Origin of the sequence: Streptomyces sp. NPDC026659, assembly GCF_040638245.1 — a bacterium.
Classification (GTDB): Bacteria; Actinomycetota; Actinomycetes; order Streptomycetales; family Streptomycetaceae; genus Streptomyces.
Genome location: NZ_JBEZXY010000001.1, coordinates 29,445 through 51,984 on the forward strand (window position 1 = coordinate 29,445; position 22,540 = coordinate 51,984).

The 22,540-nt window shown below is 71.7% G+C and carries 25 protein-coding genes; 12 read left to right on the top strand and 13 right to left on the bottom strand.

The genetic code is table 11. The features are described from left to right. The first annotated feature begins 34 nt into the window (after positions 1–34). Complete coding sequence (locus tag AB0E91_RS00155; protein ID WP_361772743.1) at positions 35–1,468, top strand: amino acid permease; 1,434 nt, start codon at positions 35–37, stop codon at positions 1,466–1,468. 46 nt (positions 1,469–1,514) lie between these two features. On the opposite strand, the gene AB0E91_RS00160 is transcribed toward AB0E91_RS00155, so the two are convergent. Next, positions 1,515–2,687: a CapA family protein gene (locus tag AB0E91_RS00160; protein WP_361772746.1), complete on the bottom strand. Its 1,173-nt coding sequence runs from the start codon at positions 2,685–2,687 to the stop codon at positions 1,515–1,517. Between the two features lie 236 nt (positions 2,688–2,923). On the opposite strand from AB0E91_RS00160, the gene AB0E91_RS00165 reads away from it, so the two are divergent. The 4 genes from AB0E91_RS00165 (at position 2,924) to AB0E91_RS00180 (ending at position 4,840) form a co-directional block, all read left to right on the top strand. Then, on the top strand, positions 2,924–3,472 hold the full coding sequence (locus AB0E91_RS00165) for a sigma-70 family RNA polymerase sigma factor (protein WP_361109733.1): 549 nt from the start codon (positions 2,924–2,926) through the stop codon (positions 3,470–3,472). A 138-nt stretch (positions 3,473–3,610) separates the two neighbouring features. Beyond that, positions 3,611–4,117 (top strand): hypothetical protein, encoded by a 507-nt coding sequence (locus AB0E91_RS00170; protein WP_361772749.1) that lies wholly within the window; start codon positions 3,611–3,613, stop codon positions 4,115–4,117. An 81-nt stretch (positions 4,118–4,198) separates the two neighbouring features. Further along, complete coding sequence (locus tag AB0E91_RS00175) at positions 4,199–4,480, top strand: hypothetical protein (RefSeq protein WP_361772752.1); 282 nt, start codon at positions 4,199–4,201, stop codon at positions 4,478–4,480. Between the two features lie 27 nt (positions 4,481–4,507). Beyond that, a complete protein-coding gene (locus AB0E91_RS00180) occupies positions 4,508–4,840 on the top strand; it encodes a hypothetical protein (RefSeq protein ID WP_361772755.1) in 333 nt (110 codons plus the stop codon). 530 nt (positions 4,841–5,370) lie between these two features. Here the strand turns inward: AB0E91_RS00180 and AB0E91_RS00185 are convergent. The 5 genes from AB0E91_RS00185 to AB0E91_RS00205 all read right to left on the bottom strand — a co-directional run bounded on the left by AB0E91_RS00185 (position 5,371) and on the right by AB0E91_RS00205 (position 8,212). After that, positions 5,371–5,925, bottom strand: a complete 555-nt coding sequence (locus tag AB0E91_RS00185) for a hypothetical protein (protein WP_361772758.1) — start codon at positions 5,923–5,925, stop codon at positions 5,371–5,373. 185 nt (positions 5,926–6,110) lie between these two features. Then, the gene (locus AB0E91_RS00190; protein WP_361772761.1) at positions 6,111–6,302 is read right to left on the bottom strand and encodes a hypothetical protein; all 192 of its coding nucleotides are present in this window, start codon (positions 6,300–6,302) and stop codon (positions 6,111–6,113) included. A gap of 70 nt (positions 6,303–6,372) precedes the next feature. Then, entirely contained in the window at positions 6,373–7,077 is a 705-nt protein-coding gene (locus tag AB0E91_RS00195) for a 2'-5' RNA ligase family protein (RefSeq protein ID WP_361772764.1), read from the bottom strand. Between the two features lie 61 nt (positions 7,078–7,138). After that, the gene (locus AB0E91_RS00200; protein ID WP_361772767.1) at positions 7,139–7,573 is read right to left on the bottom strand and encodes a hypothetical protein; all 435 of its coding nucleotides are present in this window, start codon (positions 7,571–7,573) and stop codon (positions 7,139–7,141) included. A 42-nt stretch (positions 7,574–7,615) separates the two neighbouring features. Then, positions 7,616–8,212 carry a TetR/AcrR family transcriptional regulator gene (locus tag AB0E91_RS00205; protein WP_361772770.1) on the bottom strand — a complete coding sequence of 199 codons (597 nt, stop codon included), beginning with the start codon at positions 8,210–8,212 and terminating at the stop codon, positions 7,616–7,618. 130 nt (positions 8,213–8,342) lie between these two features. On the opposite strand from AB0E91_RS00205, the gene AB0E91_RS00210 reads away from it, so the two are divergent. After that, a complete protein-coding gene (locus AB0E91_RS00210) occupies positions 8,343–9,302 on the top strand; it encodes a chlorophyllase (RefSeq protein ID WP_361772773.1) in 960 nt (319 codons plus the stop codon). A gap of 110 nt (positions 9,303–9,412) precedes the next feature. Here the strand turns inward: AB0E91_RS00210 and AB0E91_RS00215 are convergent, their stop codons facing one another. Then, the gene (locus AB0E91_RS00215; RefSeq protein ID WP_361772776.1) at positions 9,413–10,123 is read right to left on the bottom strand and encodes a hypothetical protein; all 711 of its coding nucleotides are present in this window, start codon (positions 10,121–10,123) and stop codon (positions 9,413–9,415) included. 115 nt (positions 10,124–10,238) lie between these two features. Continuing rightward, positions 10,239–11,177 carry a helix-turn-helix domain-containing protein gene (locus tag AB0E91_RS00220; protein ID WP_361772779.1) on the bottom strand — a complete coding sequence of 313 codons (939 nt, stop codon included), beginning with the start codon at positions 11,175–11,177 and terminating at the stop codon, positions 10,239–10,241. Between the two features lie 196 nt (positions 11,178–11,373). Between AB0E91_RS00220 and AB0E91_RS00225 the strand changes: the two genes are divergently transcribed. The 4 genes from AB0E91_RS00225 (at position 11,374) to AB0E91_RS00240 (ending at position 13,790) form a co-directional block, all read left to right on the top strand. Beyond that, positions 11,374–12,063, top strand: coding sequence for a DJ-1/PfpI family protein (locus AB0E91_RS00225; RefSeq protein WP_361772782.1), 690 nt, complete (start codon positions 11,374–11,376; stop codon positions 12,061–12,063). Positions 12,064–12,146: 83 nt separating this feature from the next. Continuing rightward, the gene (locus AB0E91_RS00230) at positions 12,147–12,464 is read left to right on the top strand and encodes a hypothetical protein (RefSeq protein ID WP_361772785.1); all 318 of its coding nucleotides are present in this window, start codon (positions 12,147–12,149) and stop codon (positions 12,462–12,464) included. After that, on the top strand, positions 12,461–12,931 hold the full coding sequence (locus AB0E91_RS00235) for a hypothetical protein (RefSeq protein WP_361772788.1): 471 nt from the start codon (positions 12,461–12,463) through the stop codon (positions 12,929–12,931). The genes AB0E91_RS00230 and AB0E91_RS00235 overlap by 4 nt, the downstream gene beginning before the upstream one ends. A 202-nt stretch (positions 12,932–13,133) precedes the next feature. Then, entirely contained in the window at positions 13,134–13,790 is a 657-nt protein-coding gene (locus tag AB0E91_RS00240) for a zf-HC2 domain-containing protein (RefSeq protein WP_361772791.1), read from the top strand. Between the two features lie 23 nt (positions 13,791–13,813). Here the strand turns inward: AB0E91_RS00240 and AB0E91_RS00245 are convergent, their stop codons facing one another. Both AB0E91_RS00245 and AB0E91_RS00250 read right to left on the bottom strand, forming a co-directional pair. Then, positions 13,814–14,677 (bottom strand): DNA-formamidopyrimidine glycosylase family protein, encoded by an 864-nt coding sequence (locus AB0E91_RS00245; RefSeq protein WP_361772794.1) that lies wholly within the window; start codon positions 14,675–14,677, stop codon positions 13,814–13,816. 70 nt (positions 14,678–14,747) lie between these two features. After that, positions 14,748–16,838: a SpoIIE family protein phosphatase gene (locus AB0E91_RS00250; protein ID WP_361772797.1), complete on the bottom strand. Its 2,091-nt coding sequence runs from the start codon at positions 16,836–16,838 to the stop codon at positions 14,748–14,750. Positions 16,839–17,088: 250 nt separating this feature from the next. Between AB0E91_RS00250 and AB0E91_RS00255 the strand changes: the two genes are divergently transcribed. Both AB0E91_RS00255 and AB0E91_RS00260 read left to right on the top strand, forming a co-directional pair. Next, positions 17,089–18,501 (top strand): lipase maturation factor family protein, encoded by a 1,413-nt coding sequence (locus AB0E91_RS00255; RefSeq protein WP_361772800.1) that lies wholly within the window; start codon positions 17,089–17,091, stop codon positions 18,499–18,501. Between the two features lie 107 nt (positions 18,502–18,608). Beyond that, complete coding sequence (locus tag AB0E91_RS00260; RefSeq protein WP_361772803.1) at positions 18,609–19,955, top strand: amidase family protein; 1,347 nt, start codon at positions 18,609–18,611, stop codon at positions 19,953–19,955. Between the two features lie 22 nt (positions 19,956–19,977). On the opposite strand, the gene AB0E91_RS00265 is transcribed toward AB0E91_RS00260, so the two are convergent. The 3 genes from AB0E91_RS00265 to AB0E91_RS00275 form a co-directional block, all read right to left on the bottom strand. Continuing rightward, positions 19,978–20,460 carry a GNAT family N-acetyltransferase gene (locus tag AB0E91_RS00265; protein ID WP_361772806.1) on the bottom strand — a complete coding sequence of 161 codons (483 nt, stop codon included), beginning with the start codon at positions 20,458–20,460 and terminating at the stop codon, positions 19,978–19,980. A 52-nt stretch (positions 20,461–20,512) separates the two neighbouring features. Beyond that, positions 20,513–20,686, bottom strand: coding sequence for a hypothetical protein (locus tag AB0E91_RS00270; protein ID WP_018549338.1), 174 nt, complete (start codon positions 20,684–20,686; stop codon positions 20,513–20,515). Between the two features lie 218 nt (positions 20,687–20,904). Continuing rightward, on the bottom strand, positions 20,905–22,422 hold the full coding sequence (locus AB0E91_RS00275; protein ID WP_361772810.1) for an SDR family NAD(P)-dependent oxidoreductase: 1,518 nt from the start codon (positions 22,420–22,422) through the stop codon (positions 20,905–20,907). Positions 22,423–22,540: the final 118 nt, after the last annotated feature.

Genomic DNA, 22,540 nt, shown 5'->3' on the forward strand with positions numbered 1-22,540 from the left:
TCAGCCGTTTGCCGTCGGGGAAGAGGTGAGGCGTGTGGCCAAGATCCGTGCGGGTGAGGGGATTCTCCGTCGCAAACCCATTGAGCACATCGACGAGTCGGAGGCGGCCGAGAGCGGCGGCCTCGAACGCTCGCTCGGGCTGTGGCAGCTCACCGCGATCGGCGTGGGCGGCATCATCGGCGCGGGCATCTTCACACTGGCCGGGACGGTGGCCAACGGCACGGCCGGTCCCGCCGTCCTCGTCTCCTTCCTGATCGCCGGTGTGGCGAGCGCCTGCGCGGCGCTGTCGTACGCCGAGTTCGCCGGGATGATCCCGAAGGCGGGCTCGGCCTACACCTACGGCTACGCGGTGCTCGGCGAGTTCGCGGGCTGGTTCATCGGCTGGGACCTGCTCCTGGAGTACACCGCGATCGTGGCGGTGGTCGCCATCGGCATCTCCGGCTACTTCGGCTTCCTGGTGGAGCAGCTGGGCGCCGACCTGCCCACGTGGATGCTGGGCGCGCCCGGCACGGGAGCCGGACACCGGGTGGACCTGTTCGCCGCGCTGCTCTGTCTGCTGATCGCCTGGCTGCTCACGCTCGGCATCCGCAGCGCGGCCCGGTTCGAGACGATCGTGGTCGTGCTGAAGGTGCTGGTGGTGCTGCTGGTGATCGGGGTGGGCGTGTTCCACATCAACACCGCGAACTACCACCCGTTCTTCCCGTTCGGCATCAGCGGCGCGTTCACGGGTGCCGCAACCGTCTTCTTCGCGGTGTTCGGCTACGACGCGATGTCCACGGCCGCCGAGGAGTCCAAGGACGCGCAGCGACACATGCCGAGGGCGATCATCTACTCGCTGGTCATCTCCATGGTGCTGTACGTGGCCGCGTGCCTGGTCCTGACGGGGATGCAGAACTACAAGGAGATCGACCCGGAGAGCGGCTTCTCCTCGGCGTTCGAGTCCGTCGGGCTGAGCGGGCTCGCGGACGTGATCGCGGTGGGCGCGATCATCGGCATCCTCACGGTGATGTTCACGTTCATGCTCGGCGTGACCCGGGTGTGGTTCTCGATGTCCCGCGACGGACTGCTCCCCCGCTGGTTCGCCAAGACCCACCCGACCCGGCACGTACCGACCCGGGTGACCTGGATCGTCGGCTTCGGCTCCGCGGCCATCGCCGGGTTCGTGCCGATCGGCGAGGCCGCCGAGCTGACCAACATCGGCATCCTGCTCGCGTTCGTGGTGGTGTGCGTGGCGGTGATCGTGCTGCGCTACAAGCGCCCGGACCTGCCGCGCGCCTTCCGCACGCCGTGGATGCCGTTCGTGCCCGCGCTGGGCGTGATCTTCTCCATCTGGCTGATCACGTTCCTGGCGTGGCAGACCTGGGTGCGGTTCGCCATCTGGTTCCTCATCGGCTGCGTGATCTACTTCGGCTACTCCTACCGCCGCTCGACGCTGGCGGGCGAGCCTGCGCCGGAGCGGCGGGAGTGAGAGCGACGGCAGTGAGTCCGTACCCGGGCGTCCTGGTGAGTCCGGCTCAGGGCGCCATGGTCAGCCCCGCCTTGGCGCCCCCGCCGCCGAGCGCCGCGTCCCTGATCCGGTCGCGCACTCCGGCGAGGTCGGCGCCGTGGGCGATCGCGGCGTTGACGTCCTGGAGACGGCCGGAGTCCTGGTCGTAGAACTGGGGCAGGAACTCGGCCCGGCTGACCTCCCAGCGGCCGCCGCGCTCGGCGGGCGGTACGAAGGTGAAGCGGGCCGTGGTGGACTCGCCGCCGCGCCAGTCCCGCACGCCCTGGGCGCCGGTCGTGCCGGGGCCGATCTGGTCACCGCTGCCGTAGACCACCCAGGTTCCGTTGACCTTGCCGTACGCCTGCGGGAGGTGGCCGTCGGAGCCGAGGATCAGGTCGACGTCCGGGCGGCCGCCGGTCTTGGAGGCGGTCAGCCGCTTCGCGAGCGCGGTCACCGCGTCGTTGGGCGCGTCCTGCCAGCCGTCGCCCCAGTCCAGGGACAGTACGACCACGTCGGCGCCGGCCTTCCGCGCGGCGCGCGCCCCGGCGATCACCCGCTGCTCGTTGAGCGCGGCGACGGTCCACTCGGGGCTGTCGCCGGCCCGCTGCCCGGGGTCGTAGGTGTACGACAGCTGCGCGACCTTGGCCGGGCCCGCCTGGAGCAGCGGCGTCGTACCCGCCTCGGCCTGGGTCCGCGCGGTACCGGCGTGCCGGAGCCCGGCGGCGTCCAGGGCGTTCAGGGTGCGCGGGACGCCTGAGGGGTCGACGAGGGCGTCGGCGGCGGCGGTCGCGCAGCTGTCGTAGCCGGTGGCCGCGAGCGCGCGGGCGAGCTGTGGCAGGGACGCGGCGGCGGGGTCGGTGTCGTCGCCGGGCACGGGGTCGAGGCGGCAGAGCGCCAGGTCCGCGTCGGAGACGGCGGGTTCCACGGCGGCAAGCATGGGGCCGAAGTCGTAGCCGCCGTTGTTGCCGTTGTTTCCATCGCCGTTGTTGCCGTTGCCGTTGCCGCTCGCGTCGAAGCCCGCCCGGTCCGCGACGGTGGCGTGCGGCACGATGCTGCCCGAGGCGACGAGGGTGAAGCCCTTGCCCGCGGACGGTGCCTGCTGTCCGGCGGCCGGGGCGCCCCGCTCCTGGTTCTGACAGGCGGCCGCCGCCGCGAGGACGGCGGTGAGCGCCAGGGCCACCTGGTGCTTGCGTCGGATCATCGACTCACCCCTGCGTGGTCACGTAGCCGGAATTGTCGTATTGACAGATGAAGCCACGAGGGGTGGGCGAGGACGAAGGGGACTCCCCGGGCGCGTGGGCCGGGAGCCCCGATCGGCCCACGCGGGGCCGGGCGGGGCGACCGCTCGTCCGACCGTTCACCGACGGAATCGACCGCCCGTCGCACAACCCTGCGCGCACCCTGTCCCCCACACGCGCCCTGCGCTGCCATACGGCCATGACGGCCGTGACCTCCACCGCACCCGGGACGACGACCGCCGAGCACGAACTGGCCGCGCTCCAGCGCGAGCACGGCCGCCCCCTGTTCGCCCTGCTCCTCCGGCTGAGCGACGGGGACCGCCAGCGCGCCGAGGATCTCGTGCAGGAGACGCTGGTACGGGCGTGGCAGCATCCCGAGGCACTGCGCGCGGCCGAGTTCGAGTCCGTACGACCCTGGCTGCTGACGGTCGCGCGGCGGCTCGCCATAGACGCCCGGCGGGCCCGCCGTGCCCGGCCGCCGGAGATCGTGGACGAGGTCCCGGAGACCGCGCGCGTCACCGCCGACCACGCGGAGCGCGCCGCCGCGGCACTGGACGTACGGCAGGCCGTGAAGACTCTCACACCGGAGCACCGTGACGTCCTGATACTGGTGTACTTCCGCGGTGCGAGCGTGGCGGAAGCCGCCGAGATCCTGGGGATACCGGCCGGTACGGTGAAGTCCCGCGCCTACTACGCGCTCCGCGCCCTGCGCCGCGTGCTGCCCGGATACGCGACCGATCCGCACTGAAACCGGATGCCGGGTCAAGTCTCGGCAAAGCGCCTTGCCGTGACCGGTGCCGGGGCCATGAGCTGTCCTCATCCGTGTTCCGGGCGGGGGCCGGGTTCGGGCGACACGTACGCACGCACCGGAGGAAGGCAGGCAGGGATGCTGCACAGAGGTCACGAGCACACGGGCGACACCGGCGGCGGCGAACTCACCGTCCCCATGGCCTGGTTGTACGCCGAGTACATCGCCGACGAGCTGCTGCGCACCGGCGATCTGATGCCACCCACGTCCTTCGAGTTCCGCGCGGGCCGCGACGCCCTCGCCCTCACCGTCTTCCTCTCCGACACCGACGGCGAACTCTCCTGCGTCCGCGTGGTCTCCCACCTGGAGCACTGGCTCTCCCTCACGGCCTACGACCACCTCTGGCGGGACTGGGTCCACGACCGCCTGACCACCCTGGCAGCGGAGTCCACCGGCCCCTCCCCCGACCTCGCCCTCGCCACCTCGGCCTGGCGCTGGCTGGAAGAAACGGAACTTCTCGCACCGGACCTGGACGCGGTCCCGGGCCGCACGGCGCCCTTCGGGGAGGACGACGGCCCGAAGGTGTGGACACCGGCATGGCGACTGGGACTGCCGCTGGGGCACCTGGCGATCCATCTGTTCTGAGCGGCCGCGTCTGCCGACGAGTCGGCCGTTTCAGGCACCCCAGACTGGCCAGGGAACGGCAGGCGAGACGATCATGCCGGGATGGATCACGCGCCCTCATCCGCAGCGGGGTCGGCAGTCCGCCTCCCGCACTACACGCCGGCCGACCAGTCGGAAATCCTCGGCGACGACCCCGACCCCTTCTGCCGTCCCCCGCTGGTCCCCCTCTACGAACGCCTCGGCTGGCACGCCCTGACCGCGGACGTCACCGTCGAACAACCCGAGGGCGCCGCCCTCATGCCACTCCGCACGATGTGGACACCCCTGCGTGACGGGGCGGAGTGGCCCGACGGAGCGGTGCGACTGCTGTCGTATCCGATGTGAGCCACCCTCAAGGCACAGGGGAAGACCATGGGAATCGAACTGGAACTGCACTCGGGCCGACCCCGACGAAAAGGCTCGTCCCGCGACACCTTGCTCCGGGGCTCATACCGTCACGGCGAAGCCCTGGCGACAGCCCTCAGCCCCCTCGACCGCCACGGCTCGGGCAAGCTCGGCTGGGTGGACCCGTACGGCGACACCCTGTTCAACGAACAGGAGGCCCGGATCGCCCACGAGGAAGCCACCGCACTGGCCCAGCGGTGCGCCGACGAGCGCCAGAAGGCGGCCCTGCTCGACCTTGCGGAACTCCTGGAGGCGTGCGCGGCGACACCGGGGAGCTACTTGTGGTTCATGGGCGACTAGGGTGCGTATCGAGTCGTGACCAATCTTTGGGTGCGCCCTCGCTCCGAGTCCTGATCCGGTAGATCGATTTACGTGACGCGAGTGCAACTGACGGACGAGGAGCGGGAGTTCATCGGGGCGTACCTGTCGATCGGGCTTGATCGCGGAGGCCGCGAAGCGGCGCGAGGTGGACCTGTCCCTGGTCGGCGTCGCCACCGGTAGGACAGGACCCCGGAGAGCTACCTCGCCGGACTCCACCTGCGCGCATCGATGATCTGGAGCAAAGACCTCACCAGGGGCGCCCCGTTGATCAGGACTCGCTCCGTACCCTAGGGCCTGTCTTCCGGATCTTGCCGGGGTCGCGGGGTCCGGCACGCACATCTGCGGCGTTGTCGTCGGTCGCCGACTCCCCCACGCTCGGCTTCGCTCGCGCGGGGGCACCCCCATCGCGTCGACTCCCTCCTCCGCCTTGCAGCTGCACGCACCAGACCCCGCTCGGGTCGGCCACAAGGCGCCGTCGGCCCGAGTCGGCCTGATCCGGAAGAAAGGCCCTAGCGCCGTCGTCCGCGTCCGCCCTGCCGTCTGCCCTTGTCCCTGCTGGGCCGTCTGCCCTTCGCGTTGCCCCTGTGTCTGCCCGGAGCCTGCACGGGGCGCCCCTGCCAGTCGATGCTGTCGTCCTCCGACAGGCTCGCCGCATACGAGAGGGCATGCTGGATCTGCAGCGACAACAGGCGCTTGGACTCCGCCGAAGGAAGCTCGCTCTGCCAGGGACAGAGCGAGTACCAACCCTGGCCCGGATCTGTCAGGGGTGGGCAGGGCTCTGCGGGCTCCAGGGGCTCGGCCGGCACTTCGGGAAGGCGCACCAGCAGTATGCCCATGCCCCAGGCGACGACCGCGGCAATGCCCTTGGCCGCAAGCACCGGCACCCCGAACGCCGCCAGGACGGGCCACTGGGGAGCAAGGTCCTCAAGTCTCTCGACCAGATCGGGGTGGGTATGCAGCTCCCACCCCTCGTAGACGTAGGCACCGCGCTCTTGCGGAATGCCCTGCTGCCGCAGCAAGTCGAGCAGTGCCGTGTTCTGAGGCAGGTCCGGCAGCAGCGTCATGCCCCGACAGGCTACGCGCCGTTCAGCAATGGGGGCAGTGGTGGTGCTCCTCTCCAGCAGGCTCACCGGGCCTGCACCATTCGGCAGCACGGGTACGGCCGGTGGTCTCAGGGCCGCTCCCATCCTCCAGCCGCCACAGGGGCGAATCCGCAGAATGATCACGACGCGATACGCGCCCTAACCGGTCAATTCAGAATGAGGTTCTGGTGCAGCCAGGCGAAGGCGCGCTCGACCACCCGACGAACCTTGCCCGGTCCGGCCATCACCCTGGAACAGCCCACCGGCTCCGCCGGGACATCACGCCGGGCGACACCCGTCCGCAGCACGATCAGGACGCCGGCGAGCCCTGCGTGTCTGTGGGCGGCGTCCTGGGTCACCGTCCTTCCCTGCACACCCCTGTCCTCGCGGTCACGCTCCTCATCCTCTGCTCGTCGCCGAAGGCCGCTGTCATGGATGCGGTAGTGGCAGTTCGAAGAGGGTGTCCCAGCGGTAAGCGCCAGTCTCTCGGCGCATGAGCACCAGGTCGACCTTGGTCACGTGCAGGGTGGAGGGGGGCAGGATTCGCAGCGGCTCGAGAACCGTTCGTACCTCCGTGGCCGGCCAACTGCGGGAGGAGTAGGCGACGCCGATGTGTGGTCGCAAGTGGCTGCTGGGCTTCATCGGGCCGAGGCCGGCGGCCGCGGTTGCCTGGGCGAGATGTGCGTGCAGGGCAAGGAGCGGGGTCCAGGGGGCGACGCTGTAGCGGATCGCACCCTTGGACGCGGTGACCGGAATGGCAGTCAGATCGAAGGCGGTCGGCAGGCCGATACCCGCGTCGCCCAGCAGCCCCCGCACCGCGCGAAGGGAGGTGTTCTCGGCGTCGCCGATTCGGCCCAGGGTGAGGTGCATGCCGTCGTCGGGTATCGGGTCGTAGGGCAAGCGGCCGATGGCGGTCCGGAGCCGGAAAACCTGGTCGCCGAACTCGGTGGTGGGCATGGTCAGCAACCAGTAGTACGCGCGGCTGCCGGGCCGCCAACCAGGCCGCCGCCAGTGATCGGTGATCTCGCTGAGCTGCTCGAACGCGATCCAGTCGTGGGCCGCCACGATGGCTGGATCGTCGGGGTCCGCCGGAGGGTCGACGGGAAAGGCGTCGGGGTGTGGTTCGAGCCGCACGGACACGTCCTCCTCAGGTCGGGGACGACATCCTGGCACTCAAGAGCTGTTCGAACCCCGCCTACGCGACCCAGCAGTAGACACCATGACCTCGGCGCCGGGCGCGTCTCGCGAGAGCCGCCAGATCGCCCACGATCGCATCGGCGATCTCCGCCCCGATGACCTCGCCGTCCTCGGCGCGCAGCGCGACCCACGATGCCGCGATGTCGCGCGACCCGGAGTGCCCGGTATCGGCGAGTGCGGCGGACAGGCGAGGTGAGAGCGCGAAGATGACGCATCCGTCACCGTCCTGATCGGCGACGATGCGCGGCTCACCGGCGTCGGCGAGTTCTTCGAAGCTGCCGCCGGTGAGCAGGCATTCCCACTCGACGACGGCTTCATCGGGGTCGAAGTTGCCGAAGGAGAGCGACTCGAAGGCGCGTCCCGGCCCGGTCCGGAGCGCCGAAGCGGCCGACGTGTCGTCCGGCGCCGCGAAGAACTTGACGATGTTGCTCACCAGGACATCGTGCCGGAGTCGACGCGTGACCGGGTGCCGCCGTCAGGCCGGACGAGACCGCTGAAGCCCCTGGAGGAGGAGGGCGATCAGGCGCCGGGGGTCGTAGCGGGGGTCGTTCTCGCGCCCCACGCAGAGGTTGCCGATGCCGCGCAGCAGTTCGTACGGCTGGGTGCCGGGGCTGATCTCACCGGATTCGGCCGCGGCGTCGAGGAGGTGGGCGCAGACGGGCAGGAGGCGGTCGAGGAAGTAGGTGTGGAGGGCGGCGAAGCGGTCGCTGTCGGACTGGAGGGCGTCGGCGAGTCCGTGCTTGGTGACGAGGAAGTCGACGAAGAGGTCGACCCACTGGCACAGGGCGTCGAACGGGGAGTCGGCGGCGGCGAGCAGGGTCGGGCCCGCTTCCGCGCACGCCTCGATCTGGTGCCGGTAGACGGCGGTGACGAGGTCCGCCCGCGTCGGGAAGTGGCGGTAGATCGTGGCCATTCCGACGCCCGCTCGGGCCGCGATCCGGCGGATCGGCGCGTCGACACCGGAGCTGACGAACACCTCGGCGGCGGCGGTGAGCACCGCCTGCCGGTTGCGCTGGGCGTCGGCCCGCCTGCCTCGGGACGGCGGCTCCTCCGCAGGGCTCCCGGTGACCATCACGTAGTCCTTCCACACCGATTGACAAAACGGAGCAACGCTCCGGATAGTAAATGGAGCGTCGTTCCGTTTCAGCTTAGCCGGTACGGGACGGCCTCCACCGGCATGCCCGTCGAAAGGAATCCCCACCGTGAGCACATCCTCCGCAACCGGCGCCGACGCCCCGGGTACGCCGGTCCTGTCCTTCAGCCCCGTGATCCTCCCGGTACCCGGACGCCCCGTGGACCTCCAGGTGCGCGTCTCCCTACCCGCGACCGGAACCGGCCTTCCCGTCCTCCTCCTCTCCCACGGCCACGGCCCCTCGAACAACCTCTCCTCGCTCAACGGCTACGCGCCGCTCGCCAACTTCTGGGCCGCTCACGGATTCGTCGTCGTACAGCCCACCCACCTCACGTCCCGGACGCTGACCCACCTGGTCGCCGACGCACCCGGCGCCCCCGACTTCTGGCGTTCCCGCGCCGAGGACATGACCCACGTCCTCGACCGGCTCGACGTGATCGAGCGCACCGTGCCCCGGCTCGCGGGACGGATCGACCACGCCAAGGTCGCCGTAGCCGGACACTCGCTCGGCGGCTTCACCGCCGCCCTCCTGTTGGGAGCCGGGATCACCGACCCGGACACCGGGGACGTGGTGCACCTCGCCGAGCCCCGGATCAAGGCGGGCGTACTGCTCGCCGCGCCGGGCCGGGGCGGCGAGGTGTTCAACGGCCCCATGGCGAAGCAGTGGCCGATCATCGGGGCCGTCGACTTCTCGACCATGACCACGCCCGCGCTGGTCGTCGCGGGCGACAAGGACGACTCCCGGCACTTCACGGACATGGGACCGGACTGGCACGCCGACCCCTACGCCCTCGCCCCCGGCCCCAAGACCCTGCTCACCCTGTTCGGCGCGGAGCACGGACTCGGCGGGATCGCCGGATACGACGCCGCCGAGACCACGGACGAGAACCCCGCCCGGGTCACCGCCCTCGCAGGACTCGTCGCGGCCTACCTTCGCGGCCGACTCACCCCGGGCGACGGCTCCTGGACGACCGCGTGCCAGGCGCTGGCGACCGCCGCCGCCCCGGTCGGACGGGTCGAGTCCAAGTAGGGAACCCAAGTAGGGACTCCCACCAGGGAACCCAAGTAGGCCATGCACGCCCCGCGGGGGTGACGGCCGGCAGGGGCGTCCGTCCGCCGGGCAGGCGGGCGACGCCGGGGTCAGTTCTGGTTCACCGGCCAGACCGCGGCCGGGTCGCAGTGGGCCGGGCAGGCCAGCAGATAGATCTCGTTGCCGAGGAAGAGCCCGTAGGTGTCGGCACCGACGCTGTAGGGCTGCTCCGGCAGGCCCGGGTGGACGGCGAATTCCATGCCCTCCGGCACCTGGCAGAGGTACTCCAGATCGGCGCCGCACGCGCACCGGTAGAACTCGGGGTCCTGCGCCCAGGACGGCGTACCGCCCACCTTGAACACCTGGGCCCCCAGCCCTCGCGCGGTGGGGGTGTCCACGAAGGGGCGCAGGGTCAACGGCAGGGCGCGCAGGGAAGGTTCGGGCTCCGCCGTCGGCAGCGTCGCGTGGCGCTGGAGCAGCACGCGCCAGAACGGAGCCGGAAAGGGCGGCTGTGGAGCGTCCCAGTACCGGGGCACGAGCCGGCCGTCGGCCAGCTGCGCGTCCGACGCGTCGTTGTGCGCGCGGCAGTGGAAGACCAACAGGTGGTCTCCGCCGAAAGGTTCGAGGTCAAGGGGGATGTCCAGCTGGAAGAACAGCGCCATCCGCTCGCCGCAGAAGCACTCCGGCCACTCCTGGCCCTCGTCGAGGAAGGGCCGGCCGCCCACCGAGTTCCGCGCCGGCCCGGCCAGCGGCTCGGTTCCGACCTCGATCGCGTGCGCCGGCAGCGCAGCCCGCACATCCCGCTCATCCTGTTCGATCATCCGCTCACTCTAGGGGGTGTCTCGGGCGAGCCCGGCTTGACCGACGAGACACCCCCTAGGGGCCGACCGGCCGGTGCTGCGGCGACGGATGATGCGAGGGCGCCGACGCGCAGGGTCAGGCGAACGTGCGGCGATAGCTCTGCGGGCTGACGCCCGTGGTGCGTTTGAAGCGGTCGCGGAAGGTGGTCGGGGAGGTGAAGCCGACCTGGTGGCCGATGCGTTCGACGGAGTGGGACGTGGTTTCCAGCAGGTGCTGGGCCTGGCGGATGCGGGCGCGGTGGAGCCATTGCAGCGGGGTGGTGCCGGTCTGGTCGCGGAAGCGGCGGATCAGGGTGCGGGTGCTGGTACCGGCGCGCTCGGCGATGTCGGCGAGGGTGAGATCGCGGGCCAGGTTCTCCCGCAGCCAGACGAGCAGCGCCTCCAGCTCGGAGCCCTGCGGTGTGGGCGCGTGGTCGTGGACGATGAACTGGGCCTGCCCGCCCTCCCGTTCGAGGGGCATCACCGACAAGCGGGCGGAATCTGCGGCGACGGCCGAGCCGTAGTCGCGGCGGATCATGTGCAGGCACAGGTCCAGGCCCGCGGCCGCGCCTGCCGAGGTGAGGAACTGGCCGTTGTCGACGTAGAGGACGTCCGGGTCGACGTCGACGGCCGGGTGGGTGGCGGCCAGGAGCCCGGCCGCGCGCCAGTGGGTCGTGACGCGCAGCCCGTCGAGGAGCCCGGTGGCGGCCAGCGGGAAGGTGCCCACGCAGATGGAGGCGATCCGGGTGCCCTCGGCGGCGGCCGACCGCAGCGCGTCCCGTACGGCGGACGGGAGCGGGGCGGTGGGTTCGGCGATGCCCGGCACGATGATCGTGTCCGCGCCGCGGAGGCCCTCCAGACCCCAGGGGGCGCGCAGGGAGAAGGCCCCGGCGTCGGTCTCGGTGCGCTCGGCGCACACCCGTACCTGGTAGCCGGGGCGCCCGTCGGGCAGCCGGGTCCGGGAGAAGACCTCGATCGGGGTGGACAGGTCGAACGGGATCACCTGGTCGAGTGCGAGAACGGCGACGGTGTGCATGGCGAGAACGTACCTCTCCACCGGCTCGGCGGACTCCGGTCGTGCACCGGAGATCTCAGGATCACCGCGGCTCGGGGCCTTCCGGAAGCCCTTGGCACTATCCCGTTGAAACCTGGCACCAGTGCCACTGGGCGATCACGACGACAGCCGGTTGACTTCCAGACGTCCGTGGGAAATCGACCCCGAAGGAACCTCCATGCACGTTCAGGTTGTGCTGTTCGACGGCTTCGATCCGCTCGATGTCATCGCCCCCTACGAAGTGCTGTACGCGGGCGGCTCGGCCTCGGACGGCGCGGTGACCGTCGAACTGGTCTCCGCGGAGGGCCCCCGTGAGGTGATCGGCGGCACCGGAGGACTGGCACTGCGCGCGACCGGCGCCCTCGACCTCGAACGCGCGGACGTGATCCTGGTGCCCGGCGCCTCCGGCCGCGTGGGCGAACCCGGCGAGGTCCCGGAGGAGGAGGTGGGCGCCGCCGAGCGGGAACAGGACGGATTCGTCCCGGTGCTACTGGGCCGCACCCTGACCACCGGGCTCCCCGCGCTCCTCAAGGAGGCCATGGACGACCCGGACATCACCGTCGCCAGCGTCTGCGGCGGCTCGCTCGTCCTGGCCATGGCGGGCCTGCTGGAGGGACGTCACGCCACCACCCATCACCTGGGCTTCGACCTGCTGGACGCCACCGGTGCCCACGCGGTCCGCGCCCGCGTCGTGGACGACGGCGACCTGATCACCGGCGCCGGTGTCACCTCCGGGCTCGACCTGGGTCTGTATCTGCTGGAGCGCGAGGTGGGCCCCCGGGTCGCGCACGCCGTCGAAGAGCTCTTCGCCCACGAGCGGCGCGGCACCGTCTGGCGGCCCCAGGGCCCGACGCCCACCACGCTCTGAACGCCCACCGTCCTCCGAACGCCCGGCCCCGCGCGGGCCGTTCGCCCACCACCCACCCCCGCACCATCAGAAGGAACACCGGCATGTCCGTCGAAGGCACCTGGCGCCTGACCATCTCCACCCCCATCGGCAGGATCGAGGCCGTGGTCGAACTCCGTGAGCGGGACGGCGTCCTGACCGGCGTCGCCCACGGAACCGGCGAGGAGGTACCGCTCGACGACATCACCGTCGACGGCGACCGGCTCACCTGGAAGCAGGCCGTCACCAAGCCCCTGCGGCTGAACCTGGCGTTCGACGTGACGGTCGAAGGCGACACCCTCCGGGGCGTCTCCCGCGCAGGCCGCCTTCCGTCCTCGAAGGTCACCGGCGAGCGTCGGCCCGAACCGGAGTACCAGGCGTGACCAAGCTCCTTCTCTCCCTGCATGTCCTGGCGGCCCTCGTCGCCGTCGGCCCGGTCACCGTCGCCGCGAGCATGTTCCCCGCGACGCTGCGCCGCACCCTCGGCGACGGCGACGGCACCGAGGCCCGGACGACCCTGCGGACACTGCACCGCATCTGCCGCGTCTACGCGGGCATCGGCATCGCCGTTCCCCTGTTCGGATTCGCCACGGCCGGCAGCCTCGGCGTCATGGGCGACGCCTGGGTGATCGTCTCGATCGTGCTGACCGTCGCGGCCGCCGGTGTCCTGGTCCTGCTGATCCTGCCCGCCCAGGAGGATGCGCTGGGCGAAGAGCCGGGTGCCACCCCGCTCTCGTCAACTCCCTTGGCGCCAGGCCGTCTTGCCATGTTCACCGGCATCTTCAACCTGCTGTGGGCCACGGTCACCGTACTGATGATCATCCGCCCCGGCTCCACCACGGGGGCGTGACGGTGACCCGTTTCCCCGCCCTGACCAGGCCCTTTCGCCTGCCTTCGAAACGGACCGGAAATCGCACCAATCCGAACGCCCACCCGCTCCGAATCTCTTCGCCGTGATTCTGGGTGTGGCTTGAGTGATTCGGCCGTGCTCTGCGTACGGATGGGTGCAACGAGTAACCCCCCACCCGCACCCACCGGCACGAGGTTTCGGCATGAGGTCCCTGGAAAGGCATCGCGACGTCGGCGCTTATGCGCTCGGCGTGCTGGACGAGGCGGATGCCTTCCGCTTCGAGGACCATCTCGTGGAGTGTCCCCAGTGCACGGCACGGGCGACCGAATTCGGGCCCACCGCACGGCAGTTGATGCTGTTCCGGCAGGCTACACCGCAGTTCGTGCCGCCGCTCGCCGAGCCCGGTCCCCGACTGCTGGAGCGGCTGCTCGGCGAGATCGGCGTACGGCGCCGGGCGAACCGGCGTCGGTTCCTGTACGGCCTCGCCGCCTCCGTCGTGCTGGCGGTCGCCGGATCGGCGCTGGCGCTCCAGCTGGGGTCAAGTGCCGCGCCCGAGGCGAGAGTTACGGCGGCCACCGATCCCAGCACCGGTGTGTGGGCGCAGGTCACGGCCGAAGGCGCCGACTGGGGCAGCGGGTTGAGCGTGCAGGTGCGCGACTCCTCCGGGCCGCACTCGTGCCGTCTCTTCGTGGTCGGGCGGGACGGTTCGGAGCAGGCGGTGGGCGGCTGGAGCGTCGGGGCGCACGAGAGCGGTACGACCTCCACGACCGCCGGGTCCTCGATGAGCCCCGACGACATCGACCACTACGACGTGCGTACCTCGGACGGGCAGCGTCTGGTGACGCTTCCGGCGCGCTGAACCGCCTTACGTCAAAGGTCCGTTCACTTCAGCAGCCGTGACAACCTCCGGTCGGCCAGCGGCTTTCCGCCCGTCTGGCACGTCGGGCAGTACTGGAGCGAGGAGTCGCTGAAGGAGACCTCGCGGATCGTGTCCCCGCACACCGGGCACGGTTCGCCGGTCCGGCCGTGCACGCGCAGCCCGCTCTTCTTCTCCGCCTTCAGCCGCCCGGCGGCAACCCCCCGCGACCGCTCCACCGCCTCGGTGAGGGTCGTGCGCAGCGCCTCGTACAGCCGGGACGTCTCCTCGGGCGTCAGGGACGCGGCCAGCTTGAACGGGGACATCTTCGCGGCGTGCAGGATCTCGTCGCTGTAGGCGTTGCCGACCCCGGCGATCAGGGACTGGTCCCGCAGCGCGCCCTTGAGCTGCCGCCGCTCGCCCTTGAGCAGTGCGGACAGGCGCTCCTCGTCGAAGCCGTCGGCCAGCGGATCGGGGCCCAGCCGGGCGATGCCGGGCACCTCGGACGGGTCGCGGACGACGTACACCGCGAGCCGCTTCTGCGTCCCCGCCTCGGTCAGGTCGAAGCCCTCCCCCGTGTCCAGGGCCACGCGCAGCGCCAGCGGCCCTTTGCCCGGGCGCGGCGGCCCGTCCGGCAGCCGGTCGCGCCACTGGAGCCAGCCCGCGCGGGCCAGATGGGTGATCAGATGGAGGCCGCCGTCCGTCTCCAGGTCCAGGAACTTGCCGTACCGGCGTACGGCGGTGATCTCCGCGCCCTCCACGGCGGCGGGGGGCGGGTCGTACGTCTTCAGGACGCTGATGGCCACCGGCAGGACGCGCACCACCCGGCGTCCCGCCAGGTGTTCGGCGAGGAAGTCCCTGAGCGCTTCCACCTCGGGCAGTTCCGGCATACGTCCAGGGTGCCATCCGGCGCCGACAGCGCCAGGCGGACACGTACGAGGGACGACATGCGGGCGTACGTCAGCCCGCGCCGCCGTCCCCTTCCTCTCGCACCTCGAACTCGCACCACACCGCCTTGCCCCCGCCCCGCGCCTCCACTCCCCATCGGTCGGCCAGCAGTTCCACCAGCAGCAGCCCGCGTCCGGACACGCCCTCCGCGCCCGCCTCGCGCCGCCGGGGCAGGGCGCTGGAGGAGTCCTCGACCTCGACGCGGAGCTTGCGTTCCGGGCCGTCGAGGACCCGGAGGGTCACGGCTGCCGAGCCCTCCGTGTGCATGAGGACGTTGGTGACCAGTTCGTCGGTGACGAGCTCGATGTCGTCGGCGCGCTCGCGGGCGCCCCAGGCGCGGACGGCGGTGCGGATCATGTGGCGGGCGCGGGAGAGGGCCTCGGGGTCGCCGGGGGCGACATGGCGGCGGAGCCGGCCGCCCGCGAGGGGTGTCTCGGGGACGCGGCGCCGGAGGAGGAGCAGGGCCACGTCGTCCTCGCCGCCGCGCTCCTCGGCCATGCCGATCAGCCGCGCGGCGAGTTCGCGGACGTCCTGGGGCCCGGCGGCGACGGCGGAGGCGAGGGCGCGCATCCCGTCATCGAGGTCGACGCCGGGCTGTTCGACCAGGCCGTCCGTGCACAGGACCAGGGTGCGGCCGGGGTCGAGTTCCAGGGTGGTGATCGGGTACTCCAGACGGCCGAACTCGGCGGACAGACCGAGCGGCAGCCCGCCCTCGACGGGGACGCGGCGGCAGGTGCCGTCGGAGTAGCGCAGGAGCGGGTCGAGGTGGCCCGCGCGGACCATCTGGACGACGCCGGTGGAGAGGTCGGCCTGGGCGTAGAGGCAGGTCGCGAACCGGTCGGTGTCGAGTTCGTGCAGGAAGACGGAGGCGCGGGCCATCACCGCGGCCGGGGTGTGTCCCTCGGCGGCGTAGGCGCGCAGCACGATCCGCAGCTGGCCCATGACGGCGGCGGCGTGGGTGTCGTGGCCCTGGACGTCGCCGATGACCGCGCCGACCCGGCCGCCGGGCAGCGGGATCAGGTCGTACCAGTCGCCGCCGATGTCGCGGCCGAGGGCCGCCGAGCGGTAGCGGACGGCGACCTCGGCGCCGCGCACGCTGGGGATGGTGCGGGGCAGCATCGCCTGCTGGAGGTTCTGGGCGAGGTCCTTGTCCTGCTCGTAGAGCATGGCGCGCTGCAGGCTCTGCGCGATGCTGCTGCCGAGCGCGACGAGGACGGCGCGTTCCTCTGCGGAGAAGCCGCGCCGGTCGCTGTAGAGCAGGCCGAGGGCGCCGATGGGGCGGCCCTGGGCGATGAGCGGGAGGTAGGCGGCGGAGGTGATGTGCAGTCCGGTGAGGTGCGGCCAGAGGATGGGGTAGCCGTCGGCGAACTCCTCCGGGGACTCGATGAAGCGCGGGGCGAGCGTGCGGACGACCTCGCTCATCGGGTACGGCTCGTCGATCCGGGTGATCCGGGTGCCGGGCACGAAGCTCCCGGCGAGGCCCTCGGCGACCAGCCGGATGCGCCCGGCCTCCACCAGGCCCATCACCACGCTGGCCACGCCGAGGTGTCGGATGCCGTGGGTGTCCTTGAGCACGTCGATCACGTCGTGGACGCTGCGCGCGTGGGCGAGGGCGGCGGTGATGACCTGGACGACGTTGGTCTGGCGGCGGAACGCCTCGTCGCGCAGGGTGCGCGGCCCGTGCACCGGGCTCTCGGCGAGTTCCCGGGTGGCGTCGCGGACGATGCCGACGACCCGGTACGGGCGCCCGGTGGGGTCGCGGCGGATGGCGCCCTGGCTGTGGGTCCAGCGGTAGCCGCCGTCGCGGCGGCGGATGCGGAAGTAGGTGCCGTAGTGCTCGCTGCCGTCCTTGATGGCGCGGGCCACCACGGCGTCGAGATGGGCGGCCTCGGGCGGCGGCATCCGCGCGGCCAGGGACTCCAGGCGGCCGTCGTACTCCTCGGGGAGCAGGTCGAAGACCTCGTGGGCGCGGGCGTCCATGTGGAAGAGACCCGCGTCCAGGTCCCAGTCGAAGGTGCCCATGCCGTTGAGCGCCAGGATCGTGTCCGGGTGGGCGGGCGAGTCCTCCGGGAGTGACAGGGCACTCGCTCCCCGTTCAGCCATGGAGCCACCTTGCCAGCAATCGGCGGATTCTTCGAGTGCTGCACACGCGTACGTACGACTCCTGCACAACCCCGCGCACGCGGGCGCGCGAAGGGGTGCGCCCGACGGTCGTGCGAGGTCGCAGGGGGTCGTACGGCGGTCGTACGGCCGTCCCGCCCGGCCGGGGTTAGGCGGGCGCGGGCGCGCGGTACATGGAGTGGCGGGCGTCGAGCGGCCGTGTCCGGAGCGGCCGCGCGGAGGCAGGAGCGTCGTGGACTGGTTCACCGCACCCGGGTACTGGCTGAGCCGGCTGGTGTTCCAGCGGGGGCTGGCCGGGCTGTACCTCGTGGCGTTCCTGACGGCGGCCCTCCAGTTCCGGGCGCTGCTCGGCGAGCGCGGGATGACGCCGATTCCCCGGTATCTGGCACGGACGCGCTTCCGCCGGGCACCGAGCCTGTTCCACTGGCACTACTCGGACCGCTTCTTCGCCGCGTGCGCGTGGGCGGGCTGCGCGGTGTCGGCGGCGCTGATCGCCGGAGTGGACTCGCTGCTGCCGCTGTGGGCCGGGGTGCTGCTGTGGCTGGTGCCGTGGGCGCTGTATCTGTCGATCGTGAACGTCGGCCAGACCTGGTACGCGTTCGGCTGGGAGTCGCTGCTCCTTGAGGTCGGCTTCCTCGCGGCCTTCCTCGGCAACGACGACGTGGCGCCCCCGGTCGTGGTGCTGTTCCTGCTGCGCTGGGTGCTGTTCCGGGTGGAGTTCGGGGCCGGGCTGATCAAAATCCGCGGCGACAAGTGCTGGCGGGACCTGACCTGCCTCTACTACCACCACGAGACCCAGCCGATGCCGGGCCCGCTGAGCTGGTTCTTCCACCATCTGCCGAAACCACTGCACCGGGTGGAGGTGGCGGCCAACCACTTCACCCAACTCGTCGTCCCCTTCCTGCTGTTCACCCCGCAGCCGATCGCCTCGGCCGCCGCCGCGCTGATGATCGTGACCCAGCTGTGGCTGGTGCTGTCCGGCAACTTCGCCTGGCTGAACTGGATCACCATCGTGCTCGGGTTCTCCGCGCTGCTCGTCCCCACGGACGCGCCCTCGGTCCCCCAGGCGCCGCTCTGGTACGAGGTCCTGGTGCTGGCGGTCGGCGCGGGCCTGCTCTTCCTGAGCCACCGCCCGGTGCTGAACATGGTCTCCCGCCGCCAGGTCATGAACCGCTCCTACGACCCGCTGCACCTGGTGAACACCTACGGCGCGTTCGGCAGCGTGGGCCGGGTGCGGTACGAGGTGGTGGTCGAGGGCACCTACGACGATCCGCCCCGGGAGGACTCCGACTGGCGGGCGTACGAGTTCCGGGGCAAGCCGGGCGACCTGCGCCACTGGCCGCGCCAGTTCGCGCCGTACCATCTGCGCCTGGACTGGCTGATGTGGTTCGCCGCGCTGTCGCCGGGCTACGCCGGGGAGTGGTTCGGCGGCCTGGTGGAACGGCTCCTGGAGGGCGACCGGGCCACCCTGCGCCTGCTGCGCCGCTCCCCCTTCCCGCCCGAGGCCCCGCCCCGCCACATCCGCGCCCGGCTCTTCCGCTACCGGTACACCGACTGGCGCGAGCTACGGGAGACGGGTGCGTGCTGGGAGCGGGCGTACGTGCGGGACTATCTGCCGCCGACGCGGCTCACGGGGAACAGGTGATTCCGCGCCTGTGCAGCCCCGCCGGGCTCTCGACGCGGGGCACCCGAGCGCGCAAAGTGACCCTGCGTGCCCGGCGTCGGGTGCGCGGGACATGACGAGGAGCGTCCGTGAACGACTGGGCCGGCCGGAGCGCCGCCGAGATCGCCGCCGCCGTGCGCGAGAAGCGCGCCACACCGCGTGAGGTGGTGGCCGACCATCTCGCGCGGATCGAACGGCTCGACGGGCGGGTGGGTGCCTTCCGCGCGGTGCGGGCCGAGGCCGCGCTCGCGGAGGCGGACGAGGTCGCGGCCCGGCCGGATCTGGACCGGCTGCCGCTCGCGGGCGTTCCGGTGGCGATCAAGGACAACCTGTCCGTGCGCGGCGAGTCGGTCCGCAACGGCTCCGCCGCGACCCCGGACACCCCGGCCGCCGAGGACCACGTGACGGTGGCCCGGCTGCGCGCGGCGGGCGCGGTGGTCGTGGGTCTGACGAACGTGCCGGAGCTGTGCGTCTTCGGCACCTCCGACAGTGTGTACGGCATCGCCCGCAACCCCTGGGACCCGGCCCGTACGGCGGGCGGCTCCTCCGGGGGCAGCGCGGCGGCGGTCGCGGCGGCCATGGTGCCGCTGGCGGTGGGCAACGACGGCATGGGCTCGCTGCGCATCCCGGCCGCGCACTGCGGTCTGGTCACACTGAAGCCGGGGCACGGGGTCGTCCCGGCCGGGATCGGCAACGGCGACTGGTTCGGGATGTCCGAGAACGGTCCCCTGGCCACCTCGGTCGAGGATCTGCGGCTGATGCTGTCGGTCCTCGCGGACACGGAGTTCACCGGCCCGGCCGAGCCCGCGCCGCGCCGGATCGCGGTGGGACTGCGCAGCCCCCTGGCCGGAATCCCCGTGAACGGCGCGTACACGGCCGCGGTACGGCGGGCGGCCGAGCTGCTGGCCGGGGCGGGCCACACGGTGGAGAGCGCCGATCCGCCCTATCCGCTCGACCTCGGCGTGACCGCGCTGCGCACCTGGACGGCGGGTACGGCGGTGGACGCGGCGGAGCTGGACAAGACGCTGCTCGCCCCGCGGACCCGGACGCATGCCGCCGTAGGCCGCCGCTTCGTCGACTCGGCGCGCGGCGGGGACGCCCGGGAGCGGCTGCGGGCCCGCCTGGAGCCGTTCTTCGCGCAGCACGACGTGCTGCTGACCCCGGCGCTGGCGCGGCGCGGTCCGAGGGCCGAGCCCTGGCACGAGCGCGGCTGGGCGGCCAACCTCCTGGTGAACAGCGCCTGTTCGCCCTTCACCCCGGCCTGGAACCTGACCGGCTGGCCCGCGATGTCGGTGCCCTTCGGCAGGCTGTCCTCGGGTGCCCCCTGCGCGGTGCAGCTCGTGGGCCGTCCGGGCAGCGAGCCCGTACTGCTCGCGGTGGCCGAGGAGTTGGAGCGGCTGCTGCCGTGGCCGCGCACGGCGCCGCTGGAGCCGTAGACGTCAAAGGGCCCGGTACGCCTCAGAGCGCCCGGTACATGACATGCAGGCCGACCCGGCCGTGCCGGGGGTGTTCGAAGGCGTCCGGGACCGTGCCGAGGACGGTGAAGCCGAGGGCGGTCCAGAGGCGGACGGCGGGGTTGGTCTCCACGACGGCGTTGAAGACCATCGCGCGGAAGCCCTGCGCCCGGGCCTCGGCGAGGACGTGTTCGGCGAGGGCGCGGCCGACGCCGCGGCCGGTGTGGTCGGGGTCGACCATGAAGGCGGCGTTGGCGATGCCCGCGGCGGGGCCGCCGTAGTTCGGGGTGAGGTAGGCGGAGCCGGTGAGGGTTCCGTCCGCGTCCTCGGCGACGTAGACCCGACGGGGCGGGGCGGTCCACAGTCGCCGGGCCGCTTCCTCGGTGGTGCCGGGGTCCCAGGTGTAGGTCTCCCCGGCGGCGACGATCCGGTGCCAGAACGGCCAGATCCGTGGCCAGTCGGCGGCCACGGCTTCTCTGATCTGCATGGGCGCGAGTGTGCCACGCCCACGCGAGGCGGTTACGACGGTCTGCCCGGGGTCAGTCCACGCTGGGCAGGATGTGCGGCTCGGCGAGGTCGTCCTCGTAGCCGGCCAAGCGGATCGGGGCGGAGCGGGCCCACACGTCGAGGCTGCCGAGCTCTCCTGGCCGGCGGCGGGTCCGCTCCGGGCGTTCGTCGGGGCCCTGTTCGCGATTCGTCTTCTCCGGTGTCACCGCGCACTCCCTCATGTGTCGGGTCGCCCCTCTCCATTCAGGTTAACCAAATGAGCGGGGCTGCGCTCGACAGTGAGTGCAAACAAGACGTAAGCATTGTGGGTCGCCCGGACCTCAATACCCCACGATGTGTTGCGATTTCATGACACGGGCACCGCGTGACCGTCCGCCGGGTTCACCCACTCGGCCTACGGACCGTCACGCGGTGCCGGTGCGGTTCACCACTTGCCGGGCGCGTAGTCCTTCATGAAGACGCCGTACAGGTCGTCGCCGTGCTCGCCGCGCACGATCGGGTCGTATACACGGGCGGCGCCGTCGATCAGGTCGAGCGGGGCGTGGAAGCCCTCCTCGGCGAGGCGGAGCTTGTCGAAGTGCGGGCGCTCGTCGGTGATCCAGCCGGTGTCGACCGAGGTCATCAGGATGCGGTCGGCGTCGAACATCTCCTGGCCGCTGGTGCGCGTCACCATGTTCATCGCGGCCTTGGCGGCGTTGGTGTTCGGGTGGCCCGCGCCCTTGTAGCCACGGGCGAAGACGCCCTCCATGGCGGAGACGTTCACGACGTACGCGCGTCCGCTCGCCGCCTTCTTCGCGGCCTCGGCCATGCTCGGGCGGAGCTTGCTGATCAGGATGAACGGCGCCGTGTAGTTGCACAGCTGGGTCTCAAGGAGCTCCACCGGGGAGATCTGCTCGATGGTCTGCACCCAGGTGTTGGTGTCGACCACGTCGGGAAGCAGGCCGCCCGCGTCGATGGCGGTGCCGTCCAGGTGCCGGGCGATGCTCGCGTTGCCCGCGACCAGGGCGAGGTCGGCGACCTTCTGGGCCTCGATGCCGCTGGTGCCGATGGGCAGCGCGGCCAGCCCGTCCACCGCGCCGGAGTTGAAGGCTCCGATGACATGGTGGGCGGGGAGTTCACCGGCGGGCAGCGGGGCGCTCTCGCCGTCGACCAGGGCGGCGTAGGCGGAGGGCAGCCGGCGCACGGTCTGCGTCGCGTTGTTGACGAGGATGTCGAGCGGGCCCGCGTCGGCGACCTGGTCGGCGAGGGCCACGGCCTGGGCGGGGTCGCGCAGGTCGATGCCGACGACCTCCAGGCGGTGCATCCAGTCCGCCGAGTCCTCCATCGCCTTGAAGCGGCGGATGGCGTCCTTGGGGAAGCGCGTGGTGATCGTGGTGTGGGCGCCGTCGCGCAGCAGCCTGAGCGCGATGTACATGCCGATCTTGGCGCGGCCGCCGGTGAGCAGGGCGCGCTTGCCGGTGAGGTCGGCGCGGGCGTCGCGCTTGTCGCGGTTCAGCCGGGCGCAGTCGGGACAGAGCTGGTGGTAGAAGTAGTCGACCTCGACGTAGCGGGTCTTGCAGGTGTAGCAGGAGCGCGGGCGCTGGAGTATGCCCGCGATACGGCCCGCCTCGACCTTGGAGGTGGGCAGGATGCCCTCGGTCTCGTCGTCGATGCGCTCGGCGGAGCCGGTGGCGGTGGCCTCGGTCACGGCGCGGTCGTGCGCGGTCTTGGCGGCGCGGCGCTCCTGGCGGCGGCGCTGCTTGACCGTGCGGTAGATCGCCGAGGTGGCCCGGCGCACCGTGATCGCGTCGGGGTGGTCCACGTCGATCCGGTCCAGCTCCTCCAGCACGCTCAGGCAGACGGCCAGGCGCTCCGGGTCGATCCCCGGTCCGTGGACCACCTCGTCGACGGCCTCCGTGGACACCGAGCCCATGGACGCCGCGCCGTCCTCTGTCACCGTCATCGCGCTGCCGCTTCCCTGATCACCCGAGCGGCGCCCGGAATGGCGCACGCTGTCGAACGGGGAATTTTACGGAGCGCCCGGCCCCGGAACCAAACCCGAGGCCGGGGCCGGTGACTCA

Coding starts and splice junctions, on each gene's coding strand:
- AB0E91_RS00225 (WP_361772782.1), top strand. CDS start 11,374: ATGCACGTTCAGGTTGTGCTGTTCGACGGCTTCGATCCGCTCGATGTC.
- AB0E91_RS00180 (WP_361772755.1), top strand. CDS start 4,508: ATGGGAATCGAACTGGAACTGCACTCGGGCCGACCCCGACGAAAAGGC.
- AB0E91_RS00160 (WP_361772746.1), bottom strand. CDS start 2,687: ATGATCCGACGCAAGCACCAGGTGGCCCTGGCGCTCACCGCCGTCCTC.
- AB0E91_RS00265 (WP_361772806.1), bottom strand. CDS start 20,460: ATGCAGATCAGAGAAGCCGTGGCCGCCGACTGGCCACGGATCTGGCCG.
- AB0E91_RS00165 (WP_361109733.1), top strand. CDS start 2,924: ATGACGGCCGTGACCTCCACCGCACCCGGGACGACGACCGCCGAGCAC.
- AB0E91_RS00230 (WP_361772785.1), top strand. CDS start 12,147: ATGTCCGTCGAAGGCACCTGGCGCCTGACCATCTCCACCCCCATCGGC.
- AB0E91_RS00245 (WP_361772794.1), bottom strand. CDS start 14,677: ATGCCGGAACTGCCCGAGGTGGAAGCGCTCAGGGACTTCCTCGCCGAA.
- AB0E91_RS00205 (WP_361772770.1), bottom strand. CDS start 8,212: ATGGTCACCGGGAGCCCTGCGGAGGAGCCGCCGTCCCGAGGCAGGCGG.
- AB0E91_RS00220 (WP_361772779.1), bottom strand. CDS start 11,177: ATGCACACCGTCGCCGTTCTCGCACTCGACCAGGTGATCCCGTTCGAC.
- AB0E91_RS00170 (WP_361772749.1), top strand. CDS start 3,611: ATGCTGCACAGAGGTCACGAGCACACGGGCGACACCGGCGGCGGCGAA.
- AB0E91_RS00185 (WP_361772758.1), bottom strand. CDS start 5,925: ATGACGCTGCTGCCGGACCTGCCTCAGAACACGGCACTGCTCGACTTG.
- AB0E91_RS00175 (WP_361772752.1), top strand. CDS start 4,199: ATGGATCACGCGCCCTCATCCGCAGCGGGGTCGGCAGTCCGCCTCCCG.
- AB0E91_RS00215 (WP_361772776.1), bottom strand. CDS start 10,123: ATGATCGAACAGGATGAGCGGGATGTGCGGGCTGCGCTGCCGGCGCAC.
- AB0E91_RS00240 (WP_361772791.1), top strand. CDS start 13,134: ATGAGGTCCCTGGAAAGGCATCGCGACGTCGGCGCTTATGCGCTCGGC.
- AB0E91_RS00275 (WP_361772810.1), bottom strand. CDS start 22,422: ATGACGGTGACAGAGGACGGCGCGGCGTCCATGGGCTCGGTGTCCACG.
- AB0E91_RS00250 (WP_361772797.1), bottom strand. CDS start 16,838: ATGGCTGAACGGGGAGCGAGTGCCCTGTCACTCCCGGAGGACTCGCCC.